The sequence below is a fragment of the Pseudomonas matsuisoli genome, from assembly GCF_014647635.1.
GTDB classification, from domain to species: Bacteria; Pseudomonadota; Gammaproteobacteria; order Pseudomonadales; family Pseudomonadaceae; genus Pseudomonas_P; species Pseudomonas_P matsuisoli.
In genome coordinates this window covers 1-19,461 of the sequence record NZ_BMPO01000004.1, presented here as the reverse complement: position 1 = coordinate 19,461, position 19,461 = coordinate 1, and the positions used below count along the sequence as shown (strand labels likewise).

Sequence of the window (19,461 nt, the reverse complement as noted above, 5' to 3'; positions counted from 1 at the left end):
CACTGATCCGCATCCTCCAACAAGAAAGGGAGCCACCCATGGCTACGTCGCGTTACAAGATCGCTGTCATCCCCGGAGACGGCATTGGCAAGGAAGTGATGCCCGAAGGCATCCGGGTAATGGATGTGGCCGCGAAGAAATTCGGCATCGAACTGCAATGGGACTGGTTCGATTTCGCCAGCGCCGGCTATTACGTCAAACACGGCAAGATGATGCCGGACGATTGGTTCGCCACCTTGAAGCAGTATGACGCCATCTACTTCGGCGCCGTCGGCTGGCCGGACGTGGTGCCCGACCATATCTCCCTGTGGGAGTCGCTGCTGCAGTTCCGCCGAGAGTTCGATCAGTACGTGAACCTGCGGCCTTGCCGCCTGCTTCCGGGCGTCAAGGCCCCCTTGGCTGGACGCGAACCCGGCGACATCGACTTCTGGGTCGTACGCGAAAACACCGAGGGCGAGTATTCCAGCGTCGGCGGCACCATGTTCCCTGGCACCGAGCGTGAAGTGGTGATCCAGGAAACGGTGATGACCCGCGTGGGTGTCGATCGCATTCTCAAGTTCGCCTATGACCTGGCGCAGAGCCGACCGAAGAAGCACCTGACCTCGGCCACCAAATCCAACGGAATCGCCATCACCATGCCGTACTGGGACGGTCGGGTCGCCGAGATGGGCAAGGCCTACCCGGACGTGAAGGTCGACAAGTACCACATCGATATTCTGACGGCGAACTTCGTTCTGCATCCGGATTGGTTCGATGTCGTGGTGGCGAGCAACCTGTTCGGCGACATCCTCTCCGACCTGGGCCCGGCCTGTACTGGCACGATCGGTGTCGCGCCGTCGGCCAATATCAACCCGGAGCGCACCTTTCCCAGCCTGTTCGAGCCCGTGCATGGCTCGGCACCGGACATCGCCGGGAAAGGCATCGCCAATCCCATCGGGCAGATCTGGTGTGGCGCGATGATGCTGGAGCACTTAGGACACAAGGATGCGGGCGATGCCGTGTTGGCGGCCATTGAAGCTGTGTTGGCAAAGGGACCAGAAAACGCGCCGCTGACGCGCGATCTAGGCGGCCAGGGCAATACCGAGAGCCTTGGCAAGGCGATCGCTGAGGCGCTTTGATCGAGCGTAGGGGTCGCGAACGGCGCTATCACTGAGGACGGTGAGCGCGGCCATCCGCTTTAGCCGCGTGCGGTCTCCAGACATACACATCTGCCAGGTCCTCTGGCGCGAGGCAGCATCGCCCTCCGGCGCCATCTCTGGAAGAATGGCGCCTTTCCCGCCCGGATTCCCCCCTATGCATTACCAGAACATCCTTTTCGATCTGGACGGCACCCTGACCGACCCGCGCGAGGGCATTACCCGTTCTATTCAATATGCGCTGGCGCAGCTGGATATCGATGAACCGGATTTGACCAAGCTTGAGCCCTTCATCGGTCCGCCGTTGAAGCAAGCCTTCATGCAGTTCTACGGGTTCGACGAGCAGACGGCCTGGCAGGCCGTGGAGCATTATCGGGAGCGCTTCAAGGTGACCGGGCTCTACGAGAACCTGCTGTTCGAAGGCATTATCGACCTGCTCGATCTGCTGCGGGAGCAGGGGCGGACGTTGTTCGTGGCGACTTCCAAGCCAACGGTGTTCGCCAAGGAAATTGCGCGGCACTTTGCGTTCGATCACCACTTCACCCTGATCTACGGCAGTGAGCTCGACGGTACCCGGACCGACAAAGTCGAGCTGATCGCACATCTGCTTACCGAGCAGGGCTTGAATCCGGCGGAAACGCTGATGATCGGCGACCGCAAGCACGATGTAATCGGCGGGTTGCGCAATGGGTTGGATGTGGCTGCGGTCGGCTACGGCTTCGGCAGCGAGACCGAGCTGCTCGCTGAGAACCCGACGTACCACTTCCGCACGCTGGCCGAATTGCGTCAGGCCTTCGAGCGGGCCGAGGCGTTGGCGAGCGAAGCATCTGCGTAGCAGCGGTGCGTAGGGTGGAATCCCGCAGGGCTTCCACCGTTTACCGCAGGACTATGGGACGGATACAGCTTTGCAGTGACCGGTGGATTAAGCCATTGCATGGCTAATCCACCCTACGATCACCCGCCGTTCATACCTGAGTCACCTGGCCTCTGCCTGATCTCTTCAGGGCAGGGCATAGGCAATCAGATAGTCGCCGCCGCCCTCGCCCAAGCCGGAACCGGCCACGACGATGTATTGGCGGCCGTCGTTACCGATGTAGGTCATCGGTGCTGCACGCGCGCCAGCGGGTAGCCGCGTTTTCCATAGTTGCCGGCCGCTACCGGCGGCGAAGGCGCGTAGCGCATTGTCGTCCCGGGAACCCACGAATAGGAGGCCTGCACGGGTCAGCAAGGTGCCGCCGACATCGAACGGATCGAACCGCAGCGGCAAGCTGATCGGATAGCCAAAAACGTCGTACTCACGGGCCGAGCCGATGTTATGGCGCCAAGCGATGCGGTTTTCCGTGAGGTCCAGTGATAGGAGCTGGCCCCACGGCGGTGCCTTGCAGGGGGCTCCAAACAGGCCGAGCCAGGGTTTGACCCACGCCACGTAGGGCGTCCCGTATTGCAGGTGAGCATGACGGGAACGTGGCTTGGGCATCTCTCCAGTACCGTCCCATACCGGCAGGATACCTGCGGCCTCTGCCTCCTCGCGCTTAAGCAATTCGACGGTGTACGGCATGTACCGTAGCGTGCTGTAGAACAAGCCGCGTTCGGGATCGTAGGCGCCGCCTTGCCAGCCGAAAACACCTTCTGTCCCCGGGCTGTACAGCGTCTTGCGACCCGGTTGCGGCGGCGTGAACATACCGACGTAGCGCATGCGTCGATAGTCGATACGGCACAGCAGCTGATCGAACGGCGTCACGCCCCAAGCATCTTCTTCTACCGTCACTGGCGGCGCGAGGCTCGGCAAATCGGGCGAGTACGGCTGGGTCGCCGCGGTCGGATCTTCAGGCAGGCCCGCAGGCGGCGCGGGTCGCTCCACGACCTGGGATAAGGGCTCACCGTTCTCTCGGTTGAGCAGGAACAGCTCGCCACGCTTGGTCGTTTGCAGAAGCGCCGGCGTGGTCTTGCCGTCGCCGGCGGGCACGTCGATCAACGTTGGACCGACCGCGACGCCCAGGCTCCACAGGTCATGCCGTAGCGTCTGGAAATGCCAACGCGGCTCGCCGGACGCGATATCCAATGCGACCAGCGAACTGGCGTAACGCTCTTCGGCAGGCGCGCGCTTGCCGCCGTAAAAGGCGGGCACCGCGTTTCCGATCGGGAGATAGAGCAGGCCCCGCGCAAGATCGGCGGTATAGAGGCCCGTCGCGGGTGGCGAGCCGGTAGGCGACGGCTGTTCCGCTGGCGCCGGAGACGGGCTGGACCGGCTGACATCCCATGCCCATTGGACGCGCCCGGTAAGGGCATCGAACGCTCGAACGGCGCCTGAGCGAGCATTGGCGGCACGGCCTGCGTAGCCCCAGCCGCCGATCACAACGCGATCTCCCGCTACGAACGGTACCGAGGACTGGAAGGTTAGATCCCGGGCGTGTTCGCGCGAGAAGTCGTTGAGTGCTACGAATCCGCGTTCGCCGAAGCCCTGGCAAGGTTGCCCAGTACCCGCATCCAGCGCGACAAGGCGCCCGTCGCCCGTGGTTGAAAAAATGCGCTGGGGACAGCTGGTACGGGGGCGTTCGGTTTCGTAATACGCCACGCCGCGGCAACTGAGTGGGCTATCTCCCCAGCTTTCCGGGCCTGGATCGAAACGCCAGCGTTCCTGGCCGGTGACGGCATCCACCGAAATGACCTGGCGGTGCGGGGTACAGAAGTACAGGCTGTTGCCGACCTTGATGGGTGTCGAGTCAAAACTGAAACCGCGCTGATCTGCATTCTCGCCCGGACGCGGAAGGTCGACGCTGCGGAAGCGCCATGCCTCTTGCAGTAGGGTCACATTGTTCTGATCGACCTGGGTCAGCGGCGACCAACGTTCGCCACGTTCATTACGGTCATGCCGGGGCCAGTCAGCGGGATCGCCCAGGGTGCTCATGTCCACATTCAGGCGAGGGGTGGGCAGCGATTGTGGAAACGGCTGCCAGCGCACGAACATCAGGCCAAGCACGACTAGCACGGCGGCAAGCGGGCAGAGTACGTAGCCCACGGGTGATACCTTCCGACGCGGACCGAGGCGGGCGATGACATGCGGCATGAACAGGTAGAGGCCGAGAAACGTCGGCAACAGCAAGCGTGCTTCCAGCGGCCAGGTGTCCAGGCCAACTTCCCACACGGACCAGGCCAGCGTCCCCAGCCAGAATCCGCCATATAGCGCGAGTGCAATGCGCCGCCGCTGGTACAGCGCAACAGCCGTGGCGAGCAAGGCGATGCCCGCGATAACGTAATACCAACTGCCTCCGAGCCAGGCGAGCCAGGCGCCACCTGCGGTAAAGGCAAGGCCAAATAGAAGGACGAGGGTGGCCAATATCCATGGCGGCGACCGACGTGAAGGGCGAGGCATGCGGGTTGCTCACGTTTCCTGTGACAGACCTTCGAGAGTAAAGCAGGCGCCGGGTTCGCCGGATCAGAAAATATTGCTTACTGGACCACTATTTACTGGCTTTCAGTGAGCTGTTCGAGGGTGCTTTGGCGATCCACCGCGGGCTGTTTGCCCAGTTCGGCGACGGCTTCGTAGAACCGGTGCCAGTCACGGCCCGCGCGCTCGAAGAGCGCGGCGAAGGCGGGTACCCATTGGTCGTACAAACCAAAGGGCAACAGGCTGGCGTTGTTCAGTGGCCCTTCCACCCACCGGTCATAGCGATGGTCGTTCGGCCATTCCCGATCGCGTAGGGCACGGTACTCGCGGCGAAAACGGTCGAACGCGGCCCGTTTGCGATCACGCAAGGTTGGCGCCTCTAACGGCTCCTCGTACAAACGCTGGAGATGCGTGCGTAAATCCAAGACCAGCCTGGTGAAGCGCTCACGTTGATCGACCATCGTGTCGGGCTCGGCTGGCAGACCGCGAAACACACGCCATTGGCGCAGGCCTTCGCGCTCGACGAAGGTGGCAAAGGATTCATTGAACGCGGTGTCGTTCGGCACGTAGAGACGTTGATGCGCGAGTTCGTGGAAGATCAGCGCGCTGAGTCGGTCGTCGCTCCAGTGGAGCATGCTGCTCAGTAACGGATCATCGAACCAGCCGAGGGTGGAGTACGCCTCGATACCGGCGATGTACGTATCCTTGCCGTCAAGTTTGAGCAGTGCCGCCGCGCCGCGCGCACGATTGGGGTCGTAAAAGCCCCGGTAAGCCACGCAGCCTGCGATAGGAAAGCAGTGCGTCACAGGCTCCAAGGAAAATTCCTCGGTCGCGAACAGATTCCACACCACGTACGGTCGGCCGAGGTCCGTGTAGACGCGATAACTGCTGTTGTCCGGCAAGGCCAGGGTATCGCTGGCGAAGGTACGCGCTTGTTGCGACAGCGCCAGCTTTGCCCGCAGTGCAGGTGACGTCTCAGGCGCGGACATCACCTGTGAGATGGGCTCGCGCTTGGCCATCAGGGCCAGATGCCCATGCGCCAATTGGCTGTAGTAGCCCGCTGTGGAGCACCCTGCCAGGCATAAGCAGATGAGCAGGGGAACCCACAGGCGGTATCCGTGGTCGAGTAGCCCAGCGTTTGATCGTGGCATGTCGTGCTCTAAAGCCGGTGGCATTTGCTATCCCCGCGGGCAGCCATTCCTCGAAGCGAGGGCCGACAGACCCTAGCCGATCTCCGGCGAGCGCTCCAGCCCTCAAAAACAACATCAGGAGTCTCCGCATGCGTGTTTTTCTCCCCCTTTGCTTACTGTTCGGTGTGTCCGGGTGCGGTCTGATGATGCCGGCCCATGATCCGAGCCAGGCTTGGGTGGAGTTGACGAATGACAACCTGGCCGCGATCGATGTCGACCAACGTGCGCTCGATGACGATCGCTATTTCCAGGTCACGCCAGGTCGCCATGAGCTGGGCGTCCGCTATGCCTTCGAAGTCAGTGCGAGCAACATCGGTAACGGTGCCGAGCCACTGCCACGCGATTGCCGAATAACGGTGCAGTACGATCACTTCGACGCCGGAGAGCGCTACCGTCTGGTTACCGGCCAATATGGCTTTCGCCCTTGGGCGCGCCTCTACGATGGGCGTAACCGAGTCATCGCGCAGGGACAGGAGCGTGGCTGTGGCGATCCTGATCTGGCGGTGCGTTAGCGCTAAGGAAGTGTTCGCGGCGCATATGGAATCCGGCACGCCTATTAGGTGTCATCTGGATAATCTGCCTGCCGGCTCCGTTCACCCGGAACAGGCTCGATCGAAGATTGCGTAGGAATCCCTGCATGCGACCTTTCCTTGTTTTGTTGACGCTGCTGGTGGCGGGATGCGCCGGTCCTTTGCCGAAGCACAATCCAGATGCCGCCTGGATCGAGTTCTATTCCTGGTCGGCGGGCGATCTGCTCATGGCTGAGCGCCTAGACGGGAAGCGTTGGCCGGATGGGCGCTATTTCCAGGTTTCACCGGGGGCGCACGCGCTGGAGGTGCGTTACCGTTTCGAACTTCAGGTCGGGGGCGTCAGCGGGCTGCGTGAGCCGAGCCAATGGACCTGCTTCATCCAATTTCGGTACGACGACTTCGCGGCAGGCAAGCGCTACCGTGTCGAGGCACGCGAAGTGGCGATGCGACCGCAGTCGTGGCTCTATGACAGCGATCGCAATGTGTTGGTCGAAGGCGATGTATTGAACTGCGGCCCCTTTGGTTAACGCCTTCGCCTCCGGTCTGCTTCTTCTCCCCCGGCCTGACTTGGCTTGGGAATGAACCTCACAGCGGAAAATATTTTCTAACATTTGGCGTTCAATGCCGAACGCTCGAATGGCAGTGCTGCAATGACATTTATCCAATGGATGGGCGTGCTGGGCATACTCCTGCTAGTGCTCGCATTGGCATCGGCGTTCCTGCGCTGGCTTCCCGTCACAACCTCGATTCTCTATCTGGCTTTCGGCATCGCCATCGGTTCGATGGGCTTTGCCGTGTCGAACAAAAGCTTCAGTGAGGTCTCCGACTGGCTGGAGCATCTGACGGAAGTGGCTGTACTCGCATCGCTCTTCGTGGGCGGCCTGAAGCTTCGGCTGCCGCTACGACACCCGGCCTGGGTCGGCGCCTATTTGATGGCAGGCCCGGTCATGTTGCTGTGCATCGGCGGCGTCGCGTTGATCGGCCACTACGTCTTGGGCTTTGACTGGGGCATCGCGCTATTGATCGGCGCCATTCTTGCGCCCACCGACCCGGTACTCGCCAGCTTGGTTCAGGTGAACGATGCGCGCGACGATGACCGAATGCGCTTTGCGCTGTCCGGCGAGGCGGGTTTCAACGACGGGGTGGCGTTCCCGTTCGTGATGTTGGGGCTGTTTCTCATCCTTCACGGCGACATGGATCGAGCGAACTGGATTCACTGGTTCAGCGTGGACCTGCTGTGGGCCGTCATCGCCGGGCTTGGATGCGGGTTCTTGCTGGGGAAATTGGTCGGCTGGCTCGCGATCCGCCTGCGGGCGCGGTATGAAGACACCGGCATTTCAGCCAATGATTTCCTGGCATTGGCCCTTATCGCGCTGTCTTACGTATGTGCCGAACTCATCGGCGGTTGGGGTTTCCTGGCGACGTTTGCGGCCGGCGTTGGTCTGCGGCATGCCGAGGTGCGATCGTCCAGCCTGGAGTTGCCTGCCGAAGAGCTGACCCGTCAGGCCCTGCCGCGTCTTGCAGATGATATGCCGCACGAGCTGGACATCGGCGGACAGCGTCTCAGCGGGCCGAATATCGCCGCCGGCGTGATGATGAGCGACATGCTGAGCCTCGGGAACCTGTTGGAACGTGCCGTCGAGGTATTGTTGGTCACCATCCTCGGCATATTGGTCACGACCCATTGGGACTGGCGGGCCTTGCCGTTGGCCGCCGCGCTGTTCTGCGTCATTCGTCCCGTGGCCGTAGCGCTGGTCATTCCGCGGTGCATTGCCACCCCGCTGCAAAAAGGCTTGATGGGGTGGTTTGGCATTCGCGGGATTGGCAGCCTGTACTACCTGTGCTTTGCGCTGAATCACGACCTGCCGATGGCTTGGCACGACGATATCGCCAATATCGTGCTATCGACGGTGGCGTTGAGCATTTGCGTCCACGGCTTGAGCACCCAGCCCTTGTTGGGCTTCTACGAACGGCGTTTGGCGGCACGTGCCAATGATGGGTGAGCGGGTTTACGTCTGAAGACCAATGCCGATCGATCGGTGGTGGCCTTGTATTCGACCTGCGATGACCATACCTGAGTATTACGCTCAGGTTTTCGTGTCGCTCGCCGCCTCTTCGGATGGGGTCGGGCCAAGAGAGGTTTCCCATGTCTCGTCTACAGCAAACACCTTTTTCCATTCTCGACCTTGCCCCCATCCGCGTGGATGAAGCGTCGCCCGTGCACGCGCTGAATCGTTCGCTCTCACTTGCGCAGCAAGCCGAACGATTAGGCTTCCAGCGGTTCTGGGTGGCCGAGCATCACAACATGGATGGTATCGCCAGCGCCGCGACGAGTGTGGTCCTTGGTTATCTAGCGGCCGGTACCACGCGCATTACCTTGGGTTCGGGCGGGATCATGCTGCCGAACCATGCGCCGCTCGTCATCGCCGAACAGTTCGGCACCCTGGCCGCGCTTTATCCAGGTCGGATTGAGTTGGGTCTGGGTCGCGCGCCGGGTGCGGATCAAGCCACTGCCCACGCCCTGCGGCGAGATCGGCTGGGCAGCGCCGATGACTTTCCGGCGGATGTCGAAGAACTCGAACGCCTGCTTGGCCCACGCCAGCCGGGCCAACGGGTGATTGCCATGCCGGGCGTGAACAGCAATGTACCGATCTGGTTACTGGGCTCGAGTCTGTTCAGTGCTCAACTTGCCGCCGCCAAAGGCCTGCCCTACGCGTTCGCTTCGCACTTCGCGCCGCGTTACGTACACGAGGCTATTCGGCTGTATCGCGAGAATTTCCGCCCGTCCGAGGTGCTGGCCGAGCCCTACGTAATGATTGGCGTGCCCTTGGTTGCCGCGGATACCGATGAAGAAGCCGAGTTTCTGGCGACTACCTCATTCCAGCGCGTGTTGAATCTGATGCGTGGGCAAAGCCTGGTCATGCAGCCCCCCGTGCCCAGCATGAAAGGCCTATGGTTGCCGCATGAACAGGACGCGGTGGGTAGCTTCCTTGGAATGGCGGTGATTGGCGGGCCGGAAAAGGTCCGCGCTCGGCTCGACATCCTGTTGGAGCAGACCCAGGCTGACGAACTGATCTTTGCCGGGGACATCTACGACGAGGCCAAGCGTGCGCACAGTTTCGAAATCCTGGCAGGCTTGAAGCACTGACGGCTCGCCCGGGAAGCGTCTTGCACGCTTCCCGGGCACTCTAATCACCTCTAGAAGAAACCGAGTGGATGGGTGTCGTAGCTGATCAGCAGGTTCTTCGTCTGCTGGTAGTGGTCGAGCATCATTTTGTGGGTTTCTCGCCCAATACCGGATTTCTTGTAGCCCCCGAATGCGGCGTGGGCGGGGTACAGGTGGTAACAGTTGGTCCACACGCGGCCGGCCTTGATGCCGCGCCCCATGCGGTACGCGCGGTTGATGTCACGGGTCCACACGCCAGCGCCGAGACCGAACTCCGTGTCATTGGCGATAGCGAGCGCTTCGGCTTCGTCCTTGAAGGTAGTCACGCCAATGACCGGCCCGAAGATTTCTTCTTGGAACACGCGCATCTTGTTCGTGCCCTTGAGGATCGTCGGCTGGATGTAGTACCCGCTGGCCAGGTTGCCCTCTAGTTTCTCGACGCCGCCTCCGGTCAGCACTTCCGCGCCTTCCTGCTGGGCGATGTCGAGGTAGGACATGATCTTCTCGAATTGCTGCTGCGAGGCTTGCGCGCCGACCGTGGTTTCAGTGTCCAGTGGGTCCCCACGTTTGATCTGCTTGACCTTTTTCATCACCGCTTCCATGAAGGGCGCGTAGATGGATTCCTGCACCAGCGCACGGGATGGGCAGGTGCAAACCTCGCCCTGATTGAGAAAGCCGAGCACGACACCTTCTGCGGCTTTTTCGATGAACTCGGGCTCGGCCTGCATGATGTCTTCGAAGAAGACGTTCGGGCTTTTGCCGCCAAGCTCGACCGTGGAGGGAATGATGTTAGTTGCCGCACAACTGAGGATGTGCGAGCCCACCGGAGTGGAGCCCGTGAAGGCGATCTTCGCGATACGTTTACTCGTCGCTAGTGCTTCGCCCGCTTCACGTCCATACCCCTGGACGACATTCAGTACGCCCGGCGGCAACAGATCGCCGACGACTTCACAGAACAGCGTGATCGAGAGCGGCGTCTGTTCAGCAGGCTTGAGCACGACGCAATTGCCAGCGGCGAGCGCGGGGGCGAGCTTCCACGCCGCCATCAGCAATGGGAAGTTCCAGGGAATGATTTGGCCGACGACGCCTAGCGGCTCGTGGAAATGATACGCGGCGGTGTTCTCGTCGATTTCTGCACTGGTGCCTTCCTGGGCGCGAATGCAGCCCGCGAAGTAGCGGAAGTGGTCCACGGCTAACGGCACGTCAGCGGCGAGTGTCTCGCGGATAGGTTTGCCATTGTCCCAAGTTTCGGCGACCGCGAATTTCTCGAGGTTGGCTTCCAGGCGATCCGCGATCTTCAGCAGTGTCAGCGAGCGCGCCTGGACCGATGTCTTGCCCCATGCCTCGGCAGCCGAGTGGGCGGCATCGAGCGCGCGATCGATATCTTCCGCGGTAGAGCGGGGAAACTCTCCGATGACCGAACCGTTCACCGGAGAAGTGTTGGTGAAGTATTGGCCTTTGGCAGGGGCGATGAAGTCACCGCCGATATAATTGGCATAGCGAGCTTGAAGATCGAGCAGCGCACCGTCTGTACCGGGTTGTGCATAGCGCATGACAGTCTCCTTGAGTGTTTTTGAAACGGGAGAACGTATTGACCGAGCGCAAGGCGTTGGTCAGCCTATCGCCGTATCCCCCTCGACCTTGCTATGACCAGCGTAGCTCCAATCCGTGCATCCGGTAGGTCCGCCGTGCGATGCCGACGTCATTCACCGAGCGCGGCGAGCGCGGCGAGCAAGCGAGCGGGAGCGGCTTGCTTAGGCTCCAGAGGAATCAGGCGTAAAAAAAGCAGGTGATTTCGATCGTTTCGACTCGTGTCAGGTCTGAAGAACGGAATCGTGGCTCAAGGCCATATTGTTGCAAGGATGCGGAAATGAAACGCTTTCTCCAAACGCTCGATCGTTCGCTGTTTTTCTTTCTATTACTGCTGCTCGTCTGGCTGCCTCTTCCGGTGGGCAGCAACCGCGATTGGGCCGTGGCCCTTTTTGCGCTAATGACAAGCTTGCTGGCCGCAAGTTGGCTAGTGCTTCAGCTGCTGCAAAAGCGTCGATTGAGTCGCAATCTTCGTCACGCTAAATGGCCGTTGTTATTGCTTGGGCTAACGCAGGTGTGGGTCATTGCGCAATTGGTGCTCGGAATCAGCGTCGATAGCGGTGCGAGCTTTCAATACCTTGTGCTCGGGACAGCCTACGGCTTCCTCTATCTACTGATCGTGGGGCTGGTCAAGACACGCAGACGTTTGAACATGCTCCTTGGGACGCTCGTATGTAGCGGGGCGTTTCAAGCGTTCTATGGGTCGTTCATGACGCTTTCAGGCATCGAATACCTGTTGTTCACCGAAAAGACGTTCCACCTTGGCCATGCCACGGGGACCTATGTGAACCGTAACCACTTGGCGGGCTATCTCGAACTGACCATCGCCTGTGGAATCGGGTTGCTCCTTGCGCTTCGGGATTCTCGCGAGTTTCGCTGGACCTACCTATTGGAGACCATGATGGGCCCGAAGGGACGCCTGCGGCTGGCGCTGGTCGGTATGGTCGTCGCGCTGGTCATGACCCATTCCCGTATGGGAAATGCAGCGTTCTTCACGAGCTTGATGATCGTGGGCGCGGTGTTCGTGATGATCGATAAGCAAAACCGTCGGCGTAACGGGCTTATTCTGGCAAGCGTGCTACTGATCGATACGCTGGTAGTCAGCCAGTTTTTTGGTCTGGAGAAACTGAAGAACCGGATCGTAGAGACGCGCCTGCACGATGTTATCGTCGATGGACGCCTGGTCGAAAAAGCGAACGAACTGCGGGGCGATGTCTTCACCCAAGCGGTGCTGCTTGCGCAGGAAAAGCCTTTGGTGGGAAAGGGAGCGGGTTCGTTCGAGGCTGCGTTCCCGGTGTATGGCGGCAATCTACCGCTGCACTTCGACCACGCGCATAACGACTTCCTGCAGTTCCTGATCGAATACGGAATCATTGGGACGCTGCCGTTGCTGGGGTTCGTCTGCCTGTCGCTGTGGTATGCCCTTGCGGCGATGCGACGGCAGCAATCCCTGTACCGCAGTGGCGTCGGTTTCGGGTCGGCAATGGCGATTCTGGCGCTGATGATTCACTCGTTCACGGACTTCAATCTGCAGATTCCCGCCAATGCGGCAACGTTTGTCGTGGTCTGCGCGCTGGCCGTAGTAGCCAATCATCATCGTGCGCCCGTCGGAAAACGGCGCTCTGCAGAGATCAAAGCCAGCACCGAGGGTTTGGCCATTACCCGAATGCCTCGAGTCCTAGCGTAAGGAGCGGCGGACATAAAAAAACGGCATTCAGGGGCAACCTGATGCCGGTTTTTTTACGACGGTGGCGCGCTTTGCCGCAAGAGACCTGCGGGAGGTGCGCCACGCATGAAAGGGCCTACGCGCAGAATGCTGTCTGCGCGTAGGCCAATTGAATCAAGTCGCGGCTGAACGGGGTTGATGTGAGCTCAAGCGCCTAAGCGCCGAAAAGCGCGTGGGGATCTCGAATAGAAATCGCATGTTCATCGTCAACAGGATGCGTGCGGCCACGATAGGCAGCACGATGCCCGCTAGCGTGCCTGCGACGATATGAGCGGTTGGGTCTTGGATACCCATGAATTTGCTCATGATCACGCGAACGCCGCTGCCTGCCAGGATATGCATCAGGTAGATGTGCATTGACATCATGCCGATGCTCAGAACCCAGCGAACCGGATACGTGGCAGCGGCCATCGATAGCGTAACGACCAGTCCAATGCCAATGACGGCCACGACCAGCGAGAACACGTCCCGGTCGATGTAGTTACGTCCGAGCGTGATATGGAAAACATATTGGCTCGCAACGAACAGCACGAACAAACCAAACGACCAGACGGCTGGTTTGCGGTGGAACGGCTGCGGGTAGGCCGAGAAGCAGACACCCAGGGCAAAGAACACGAAGTTCTGAATCAGGAAGTCGCCTACACCGAAGTTCGGCAAGTACGGTTGGATGCAATAGACCGCGGCCCATAGCCCAAGTATTGGCAAGTACATCGCCCGCGAGCGGTACATGAGCACTGCGACGGTGAAGATGAGGAATAGCGCGTAAAGAAACCAGAATTGCGCGCGGGGTTGCCAGAGCAATTTGAAGACCTGCCCCATGGCGAGGTCCCCATTGGTGTAATGGCTCAGGAACACCTCTATCGAGCCTTGCAGCATCGACCAGAGTACGAACGGATAGAACACCGTATCGACCTTGCTCAGCCACGTGCCTCCGGCGCCGCGTCGGTTCATGGTTTGGATGAAGAATAAGCCAGATAGAAAGAAAAATAGCGGCATGTGGAAGCTATAGATGATGCTGTCCACAAGGGCCTGGAAAGGGGTCTTTTCCAGAATGTTAGCGGTTATGAGTCCTCGAATGACGTGCCCATAAACGACAAGTACGATGCCGATGGCCTTCGCGTAGTCGACCCAATCATTTCTGCTGTTCATAAGACCGTCCTTGAAGTGCGCGAAAATCGCTCGCAACCTGCTCTGGAATCAGGCGGTCAGGATGGTAGGGCCGACAGATCGTTGCTGATAGATCCATCTACCCACATTTCGAAAGCCTGGTCACAATCCCGGACGCTCAAACAAAACCTTTTGCGACTTCTGTGCACTCAATCGCATTAGCGTCTCGCTTGTCGCTAATGGATATTTGTTGATGAAAACAAGGGATGCGCAGTTGCACCCGCTGTTGGCTTGCCTATGACCATCGCCATTCAGGTATGTTAAAAAAAAAGCGTGAAAGGGCGAACCGTTCGTCCGAAGACAAAGGGCCGTTTGGGGAAGGAATTAATGTCTTGCGATTAAAGGCATTCGAAATGCTCGTCCTTGAGCAGGCGTTCGTTAAATCGTTGGCCGGGGGTGCAAACGATCCAGATTTCTTCTTATAAAGCTGCGAAGTTTTCTACGAAAACTAGACGCCTTTTTCTCAACCTTGACCTGGAGGGTCGAAAGATTCATTCCCGGGACATACATCTCGTTGTTGCCCGTGCAGTACACCGGCTTGTTCGATATACGCATGATCTCCAGCGCTTGGTGCGGCTCGCTCTCCACGAACAAAACGGTTTGTGGGTCACTTTGGTAGACGCTGGCTTTGAATTTGCCATGCATGTTCAAGCGCCGCCGCTCTGCAGCCGAAGGCAGGTCCAGCATGTGTAGATGCTCGTACTGGACGCCATGTCGGCTAAGCCACTCTTCGGTTTCCGCGCGATATTTTTCCAGGCGGCTCGTGACGAGATGCTTAATTCTTACCGACGGTATGACCATAGGCAGCGTGCGTTGCATGAACTCGATGTATTTCGGCCCGTCGTCGTTTTCTTGCATTGTTGGATCGACGCAAAGAACACCATCAATATCGAAGCATGCATGTTCGAGACACGAGTGATGCATGATGTTCCATTCGAACAAGCGAGGTTGGGGAACGATATCCAAATAGATATCTACCAAACTTTTGCTTTCGTTCAATACAAAGGCGGCGAGTGTGACGATCTCGCCGCTATAAACTGCTTTTAGTTGCTCTACGGCAGCTTGCAGCGATTTACCAGATGCAACGCTATCATCGACAAGCAGAATTTTGCGCGCTTCCTGCGGGCGCACTAGGTGGCTGAGTTTGTAACTCCGAGTGCTTCCCCGCTTTAAATCATCATTCCTCATGAAGGAATATAGATCGGTCAACGGAAGGTTGGACTTCAGGGCTATCACGCTCGCTGCAAGCATCCCGCTTCGAGGGATACCCACTACCACTTCAATATCTTGCGGAACCTTACTAGCGTATTGGCTAGCAAGCCTCGCCAGATCTCCCACGCTCCTGTAATTCATTGAAGCCGTCCCTCTCACGTTGATTTGACGAATGATCGTTGCCAGCATTCAGCGTAAATCGGACTCTGAGGAACGGAAGGAAAATCCGTGAGCAATGGTTACCACATGTTAGCGAGGGGCTCGCTGCCGGGTCGTATCAGCGAGACCGGCTACCGTGGATTTGGCGTACTAGGATCGGGATCATGCGAACGGCATCGACTGCATAGCGTTTGACCAAGCGCTTCGGCTCCATGCACATCCGGTGCAGCCATTCTAATGACATACGTTGCATCCATTTCGGCGCGCGTTTGACGCGGCCCGAAAGGAAGTTGACTGAAGCGCCCACGCAGAGCCCGACACCAGACGCACGGCCTTGGTCGAACAGCATGCGCGCGAGCATTTCCTGACGGGGGCAGCCTACGGACAGTACGACGAGATGGGCTGCATGGTCGGCAACGAAGTCGAGGCAGGCTGCTACTTCTTCGGGGCGGTCGATAAAACCCATGGGCGGGTTATGGTGTGCGAAGGTCACATTTGGGTAGCGCTGTTTCATGATGGCGATGCACTCGGCCTCGCTACCAATGATCGTGACCCGCCACTTCAGTCGCTCGGCGACGCTCATCAGTTCCTCGGTCAGGTCGCTGCCGGGAATGACTTCCTGAACGTGAATGTGCATCAGTTTGAGCGCAGCCTTGAGTATCCGGCTGTCGCAGGTCCGCAGGCTGGCGGCTGCATAGGCATGGCGAAGCTGCTCATTGTGTTCCAGCTGGACGATATGACTCACGTTGGGCGTCACGATGTAGCTAAACGGTTTCTCACTGGCCGCAATCACGTGACGGATGAGCTCTTGCTTCGAGCCATTGAAGATCTCCATACCGAATGCTTTCACATTGGCAGGCAGGGGCTCCGATTGGAAATCCAATGGCGAGAAATCCGTTTCGTTTTCAGTTCGCATGCAGACCTCTATCTACCAAAATTTGCCCGTAGCATCTTCGTATGGGTATGCGCGTAATGCAGCAGGTACAGAAGGAAGCTATGGGGAGATGAAAGCTTGAGAAACAGTCTGCGTATCTGCATGTCTTCCTTGAGTGCAGCGAAACGTTGGGTTTCGGATATGCCGGTCATATCGAATACACATAGCGGGAACGACAATTTCAGTAGCTCGTCGCGAGGAATGTCCTTTACGAATTCGATGAGCATGCAGTAATCCGCGGACAGACGATATTTTTCGCGAAAACGTGTCTGCTGCTGACGCAGGCGCTGGTTCTCGAAGTACATCGCCTGGTGGCTAGAGAGCATGCCTACCCAGAGTTTGTCGGCATCTTTGGCGGTGTGGGCGCGTGTAGGGCTGTCTTCACGCTGGGTGTAGTAATCGCCCCATACGAAGCGAGGCCGCTTTGGCGCACTTTTAATCGCGTTTGCGACCTTCTCCAGCACGTGTTCGTCGGCAAAAGTATCACCGCTATTCATGAACAGCGTGTAGCCATCGGTAAGGGTCGATCGTTCCAACCCTTTGTTCATGGCGTCATAGATGCCCTTATCTTTTTCCGACGTGATCTCGGCATGGGGATCGTTGAGCGCATTGAGCCACTCGACCCCGCCGTCGGTGGACGCGCCATCGACGACGATCCAGCGGTAATCCTTGCACGTCTGCGATGCGACGCTCCGATAGGTCTTCTCCAGACCGGCCAGATTGTTCCAGTTAATTGTGACGATACTGAACAGCGCCATAGTTCACCCACTCTCGGCTACGGTTGATCGAACGCTCCGCTGCGGAGACTTTGGAGTAGTAAAGGAATAGGGCGGTTGCAAATCCTAGGGTGTCGCCACCGTAGGTCAGTGCATTCGACAGCACCATGTTGAACATCCCGAACCAGAAGCTCAGCTGGAAGGCCAGCAACAATGGTCCTTTGTCCTTGCAGCGCTTCATGATGCGCAGGTAACCCGCGTAGAAGATGAGCGCAATGAACGGGGTCAGGAATCCGAAGCGGTAGTACACGCCCACGATGCCCACATCGGAGAGATAGAAGTGTGGGTTGTAGACGGACGAGAATCCGCCGTTCCATTGCAACGACAGCGCTCCAAGTCCGATGTACATGTTTTCGGCGACGGCACGCATCGAGATAGAGATGGTGACGTCCCGCACGCCTGGACCGCCCGTGGCCTCTTCGAGCAGGGCCTGGAATTTTTCGAACTGGGCGACGTAGAAGTCCGGCATGACAATGTAGGACAGCACCAGAATCATGCCCGCTAAGAGGCCCAGCTTGAGCAGAGAGTCGATGCGGTTACGGAAGATCCACACGGCCGCCAGCGCCCACACCACCATTGTTTGGCGGGTCTGTATGACGAGCCAAAGGTAGGCGGCAAAGAACAGCAACAGCAGCAGCTTGTTCAGCGAAACACGTTCTTTCATCTGATACATGAGCATGAAGGCTGAAAGGCTCACGAACGCGCCGCCAATGCGGTATCGGTCTGGCCGAAGAAGCACTGCGTTCTCGCCTACTTCTTTAGCGTCAACCTGGAAGCTCACCGCTGCGTTCTCAGGGATGATCTTCAGGTAGTACATAAATCCTATGGTCGCGCAGATAAGCGCCACATAGAGTACGAACCGCTCCACTTGCTCCATGGACGGATTCGTCTTGAAGAGCAAGAACAGCGTCGGGAAGAAAACCAAATAGGAAAAACTACGGCGCTCTTCGAGCAGACCGTAGATGATCGGCTGGCCCCAGTTCAATTTGGCCAGTACCGCCGAACTCACAGGCAATACAACGCCCATGAACAGAATCCACAATGCTGTTTTGGACGAGTAGATACGTTTCCAGCAGGCGAACAGAAGCGCCGTAGAGCCCAGGATACCCATGAGGTAAAGCTCGCGGATATAGGGCAAACCAGCCTTCTTATCGTCCGTCAGGAAGATACATCCCGACGAGAGCAGCATGAGAAGGAAAAGCAGGTTGCGGTATGCGAAAAGTTGCCTGAGCACGTCTATCGCTCCTTGGGTGATCGTGCGGCCCGGGCGTGTTCCGGAGCCCGGGAATTAAGGGGCCGAGGTGTCGAGCGCTTCAGCTCAATGCGTCCAGATACGCTTGCGTGTTTCTGTGCACACGGCTGTCGGCGCGAACATTCTCAACTGACCACCACTCGTACTCACCGTGTTGAATGGTCGGTGGGTTTAGCGGAAAGTCTTCCGGAAGATCGAGTTGGTACCCCATCACCACGTAATGTGTATTCGGCGACGCTTCATCGTCACCAAATACGCTGTCTTGGTAAAAATGTTCGTAGATGCCTAACAGTCTTGCATCTGAGCGCGCGAACCCGGTTCCGAGTTCGGTGAGCGTGAGCCTGGCAAATGCCGCATCCAGGCCCTCGTTCTTCAAGATGCGTCCTCCGGGAACGAACCAGCATCCTTGAGCAGGGCGATTGAGTCGCTGGCCGAGCAGTAGTTCCCCACTCGGCCGACGAACGATCAGATCCATGGACACCAACGGTGTGCTGGCAACGACGGTACGGAAGACATCATTCTCGAGAAACACGTTTAACCTCTGATTTCGCCTTGGTGATCAACGAACCAGCGATACGCATCGCGCAGGCCATCTTCCAGGCCGATGGACGCTTGCCAGCCCAGTGCTTTCAAGCGCGAAACATCCATCAGCTTGCGCGGTGTGCCGTCGGGTTTGGTCGAGTCGAATGCCAGTTTCCCGGGAAATTCGGTCACTTTTGCGATCGTTTCGGCCAGCTCGCGAATGGTGCAATCGACGCCGGTCCCCACATTGATGTGGGAAAGCATAGGTTGCGTGTTCGCCTGATACGTCGGTTCGTCCAGGTTCATGACATGAATGCTGGCAGCCGCCATGTCATCGACGTGCAGGAACTCACGCATGGGCTTGCCGCTACCCCAGATCACGACTTCATCGTCGCCGCGCAGGGTCGCTTCGTGAAAGCGGCGCAGCAAGGCGGGGATGACGTGGCTGTTTTCCGGATGGTAGTTGTCATGCGGGCCGTACAGGTTGGTCGGCATGACACTGCGGTAGTCCCGACCGTACTGGCGATTGTAGCTTTCGCACAGTTTGATGCCGGCGATCTTGGCAATCGCGTAGGGCTCGTTGGTCTCTTCCAGTACGCCTGTCAGCAGCGAATCTTCACGCATGGGCTGGTCGGCATGCTTGGGATAGATGCAGGAAGAGCCAAGGAACAGCAGCTTCTGCACGCCCGTGCTGTGAGCGGCATGCACGATGT

General features: G+C 58.6%; 17 protein-coding genes. 7 read left to right on the top strand and 10 right to left on the bottom strand.

What is annotated here, in order from left to right:
• Window positions 1-38: 38 nt before the first annotated feature.
• Together IEY47_RS09435 and IEY47_RS09430 are read left to right on the top strand one after the other, a co-directional pair.
• Entirely contained in the window at window positions 39-1,118 is a 1,080-nt protein-coding gene (locus IEY47_RS09435; RefSeq protein ID WP_188982980.1) for a tartrate dehydrogenase, read from the top strand.
• 175 nt (window positions 1,119-1,293) lie between these two features.
• Window positions 1,294-1,971: an HAD family hydrolase gene (locus tag IEY47_RS09430; RefSeq protein ID WP_188982979.1), complete on the top strand. Its 678-nt coding sequence runs from the start codon at window positions 1,294-1,296 to the stop codon at window positions 1,969-1,971.
• 165 nt (window positions 1,972-2,136) lie between these two features.
• Here the strand turns inward: IEY47_RS09430 and IEY47_RS09425 are convergent, their stop codons facing one another.
• Both IEY47_RS09425 and IEY47_RS09420 read right to left on the bottom strand, forming a co-directional pair.
• Window positions 2,137-4,509, bottom strand: a complete 2,373-nt coding sequence (locus tag IEY47_RS09425; RefSeq protein WP_188982978.1) for an outer membrane protein assembly factor BamB family protein — start codon at window positions 4,507-4,509, stop codon at window positions 2,137-2,139.
• A gap of 92 nt (window positions 4,510-4,601) precedes the next feature.
• Complete coding sequence (locus tag IEY47_RS09420; RefSeq protein WP_188982977.1) at window positions 4,602-5,675, bottom strand: aminopeptidase; 1,074 nt, start codon at window positions 5,673-5,675, stop codon at window positions 4,602-4,604.
• A gap of 128 nt (window positions 5,676-5,803) precedes the next feature.
• Here IEY47_RS09420 and IEY47_RS09415 point away from each other — a divergent pair, with 128 nt between their 5' ends.
• From IEY47_RS09415 to IEY47_RS09400, 4 genes are all read left to right on the top strand, one after another.
• Window positions 5,804-6,226 (top strand): PA0061/PA0062 family lipoprotein, encoded by a 423-nt coding sequence (locus IEY47_RS09415; protein WP_188982976.1) that lies wholly within the window; start codon window positions 5,804-5,806, stop codon window positions 6,224-6,226.
• Window positions 6,227-6,351: 125 nt separating this feature from the next.
• Window positions 6,352-6,771 (top strand): PA0061/PA0062 family lipoprotein, encoded by a 420-nt coding sequence (locus tag IEY47_RS09410; RefSeq protein WP_188982975.1) that lies wholly within the window; start codon window positions 6,352-6,354, stop codon window positions 6,769-6,771.
• 123 nt (window positions 6,772-6,894) lie between these two features.
• On the top strand, window positions 6,895-8,247 hold the full coding sequence (locus IEY47_RS09405) for a cation:proton antiporter (protein WP_188982974.1): 1,353 nt from the start codon (window positions 6,895-6,897) through the stop codon (window positions 8,245-8,247).
• A 143-nt stretch (window positions 8,248-8,390) separates the two neighbouring features.
• Window positions 8,391-9,392: an LLM class flavin-dependent oxidoreductase gene (locus IEY47_RS09400; protein WP_188982973.1), complete on the top strand. Its 1,002-nt coding sequence runs from the start codon at window positions 8,391-8,393 to the stop codon at window positions 9,390-9,392.
• 50 nt (window positions 9,393-9,442) lie between these two features.
• On the opposite strand, the gene exaC is transcribed toward IEY47_RS09400, so the two are convergent.
• Window positions 9,443-10,963 (bottom strand): acetaldehyde dehydrogenase ExaC, encoded by a 1,521-nt coding sequence (gene exaC / locus IEY47_RS09395; RefSeq protein ID WP_188982972.1) that lies wholly within the window; start codon window positions 10,961-10,963, stop codon window positions 9,443-9,445.
• Between the two features lie 317 nt (window positions 10,964-11,280).
• On the opposite strand from exaC, the gene IEY47_RS09390 reads away from it, so the two are divergent.
• The gene (locus tag IEY47_RS09390; protein ID WP_188982971.1) at window positions 11,281-12,687 is read left to right on the top strand and encodes an O-antigen ligase family protein; all 1,407 of its coding nucleotides are present in this window, start codon (window positions 11,281-11,283) and stop codon (window positions 12,685-12,687) included.
• 153 nt (window positions 12,688-12,840) lie between these two features.
• Here the strand turns inward: IEY47_RS09390 and IEY47_RS09385 are convergent, their stop codons facing one another.
• The 7 genes from IEY47_RS09385 to IEY47_RS09355 form a co-directional block, all read right to left on the bottom strand.
• The gene (locus tag IEY47_RS09385) at window positions 12,841-13,875 is read right to left on the bottom strand and encodes an acyltransferase family protein (protein WP_188982970.1); all 1,035 of its coding nucleotides are present in this window, start codon (window positions 13,873-13,875) and stop codon (window positions 12,841-12,843) included.
• A gap of 396 nt (window positions 13,876-14,271) precedes the next feature.
• Complete coding sequence (locus IEY47_RS09380) at window positions 14,272-15,294, bottom strand: phosphoribosyltransferase family protein (RefSeq protein ID WP_229779345.1); 1,023 nt, start codon at window positions 15,292-15,294, stop codon at window positions 14,272-14,274.
• Window positions 15,295-15,382: 88 nt separating this feature from the next.
• A complete protein-coding gene (locus tag IEY47_RS09375; protein ID WP_229779340.1) occupies window positions 15,383-16,180 on the bottom strand; it encodes a WecB/TagA/CpsF family glycosyltransferase in 798 nt (265 codons plus the stop codon).
• Between the two features lie 8 nt (window positions 16,181-16,188).
• Window positions 16,189-16,956, bottom strand: a complete 768-nt coding sequence (locus IEY47_RS09370; protein ID WP_188982969.1) for a glycosyltransferase — start codon at window positions 16,954-16,956, stop codon at window positions 16,189-16,191.
• Window positions 16,928-18,208 carry a hypothetical protein gene (locus tag IEY47_RS09365; RefSeq protein WP_229779338.1) on the bottom strand — a complete coding sequence of 427 codons (1,281 nt, stop codon included), beginning with the start codon at window positions 18,206-18,208 and terminating at the stop codon, window positions 16,928-16,930. The genes IEY47_RS09370 and IEY47_RS09365 overlap by 29 nt, the downstream gene beginning before the upstream one ends.
• Before the next feature lie 79 nt (window positions 18,209-18,287).
• Window positions 18,288-18,758: a GDP-mannose mannosyl hydrolase gene (locus IEY47_RS09360; protein WP_188982968.1), complete on the bottom strand. Its 471-nt coding sequence runs from the start codon at window positions 18,756-18,758 to the stop codon at window positions 18,288-18,290.
• Between the two features lie 2 nt (window positions 18,759-18,760).
• Window positions 18,761-19,461 (bottom strand): GDP-L-fucose synthase family protein (locus IEY47_RS09355; protein WP_188982967.1); only part of this gene is annotated, 701 nt, incomplete at its 5' end.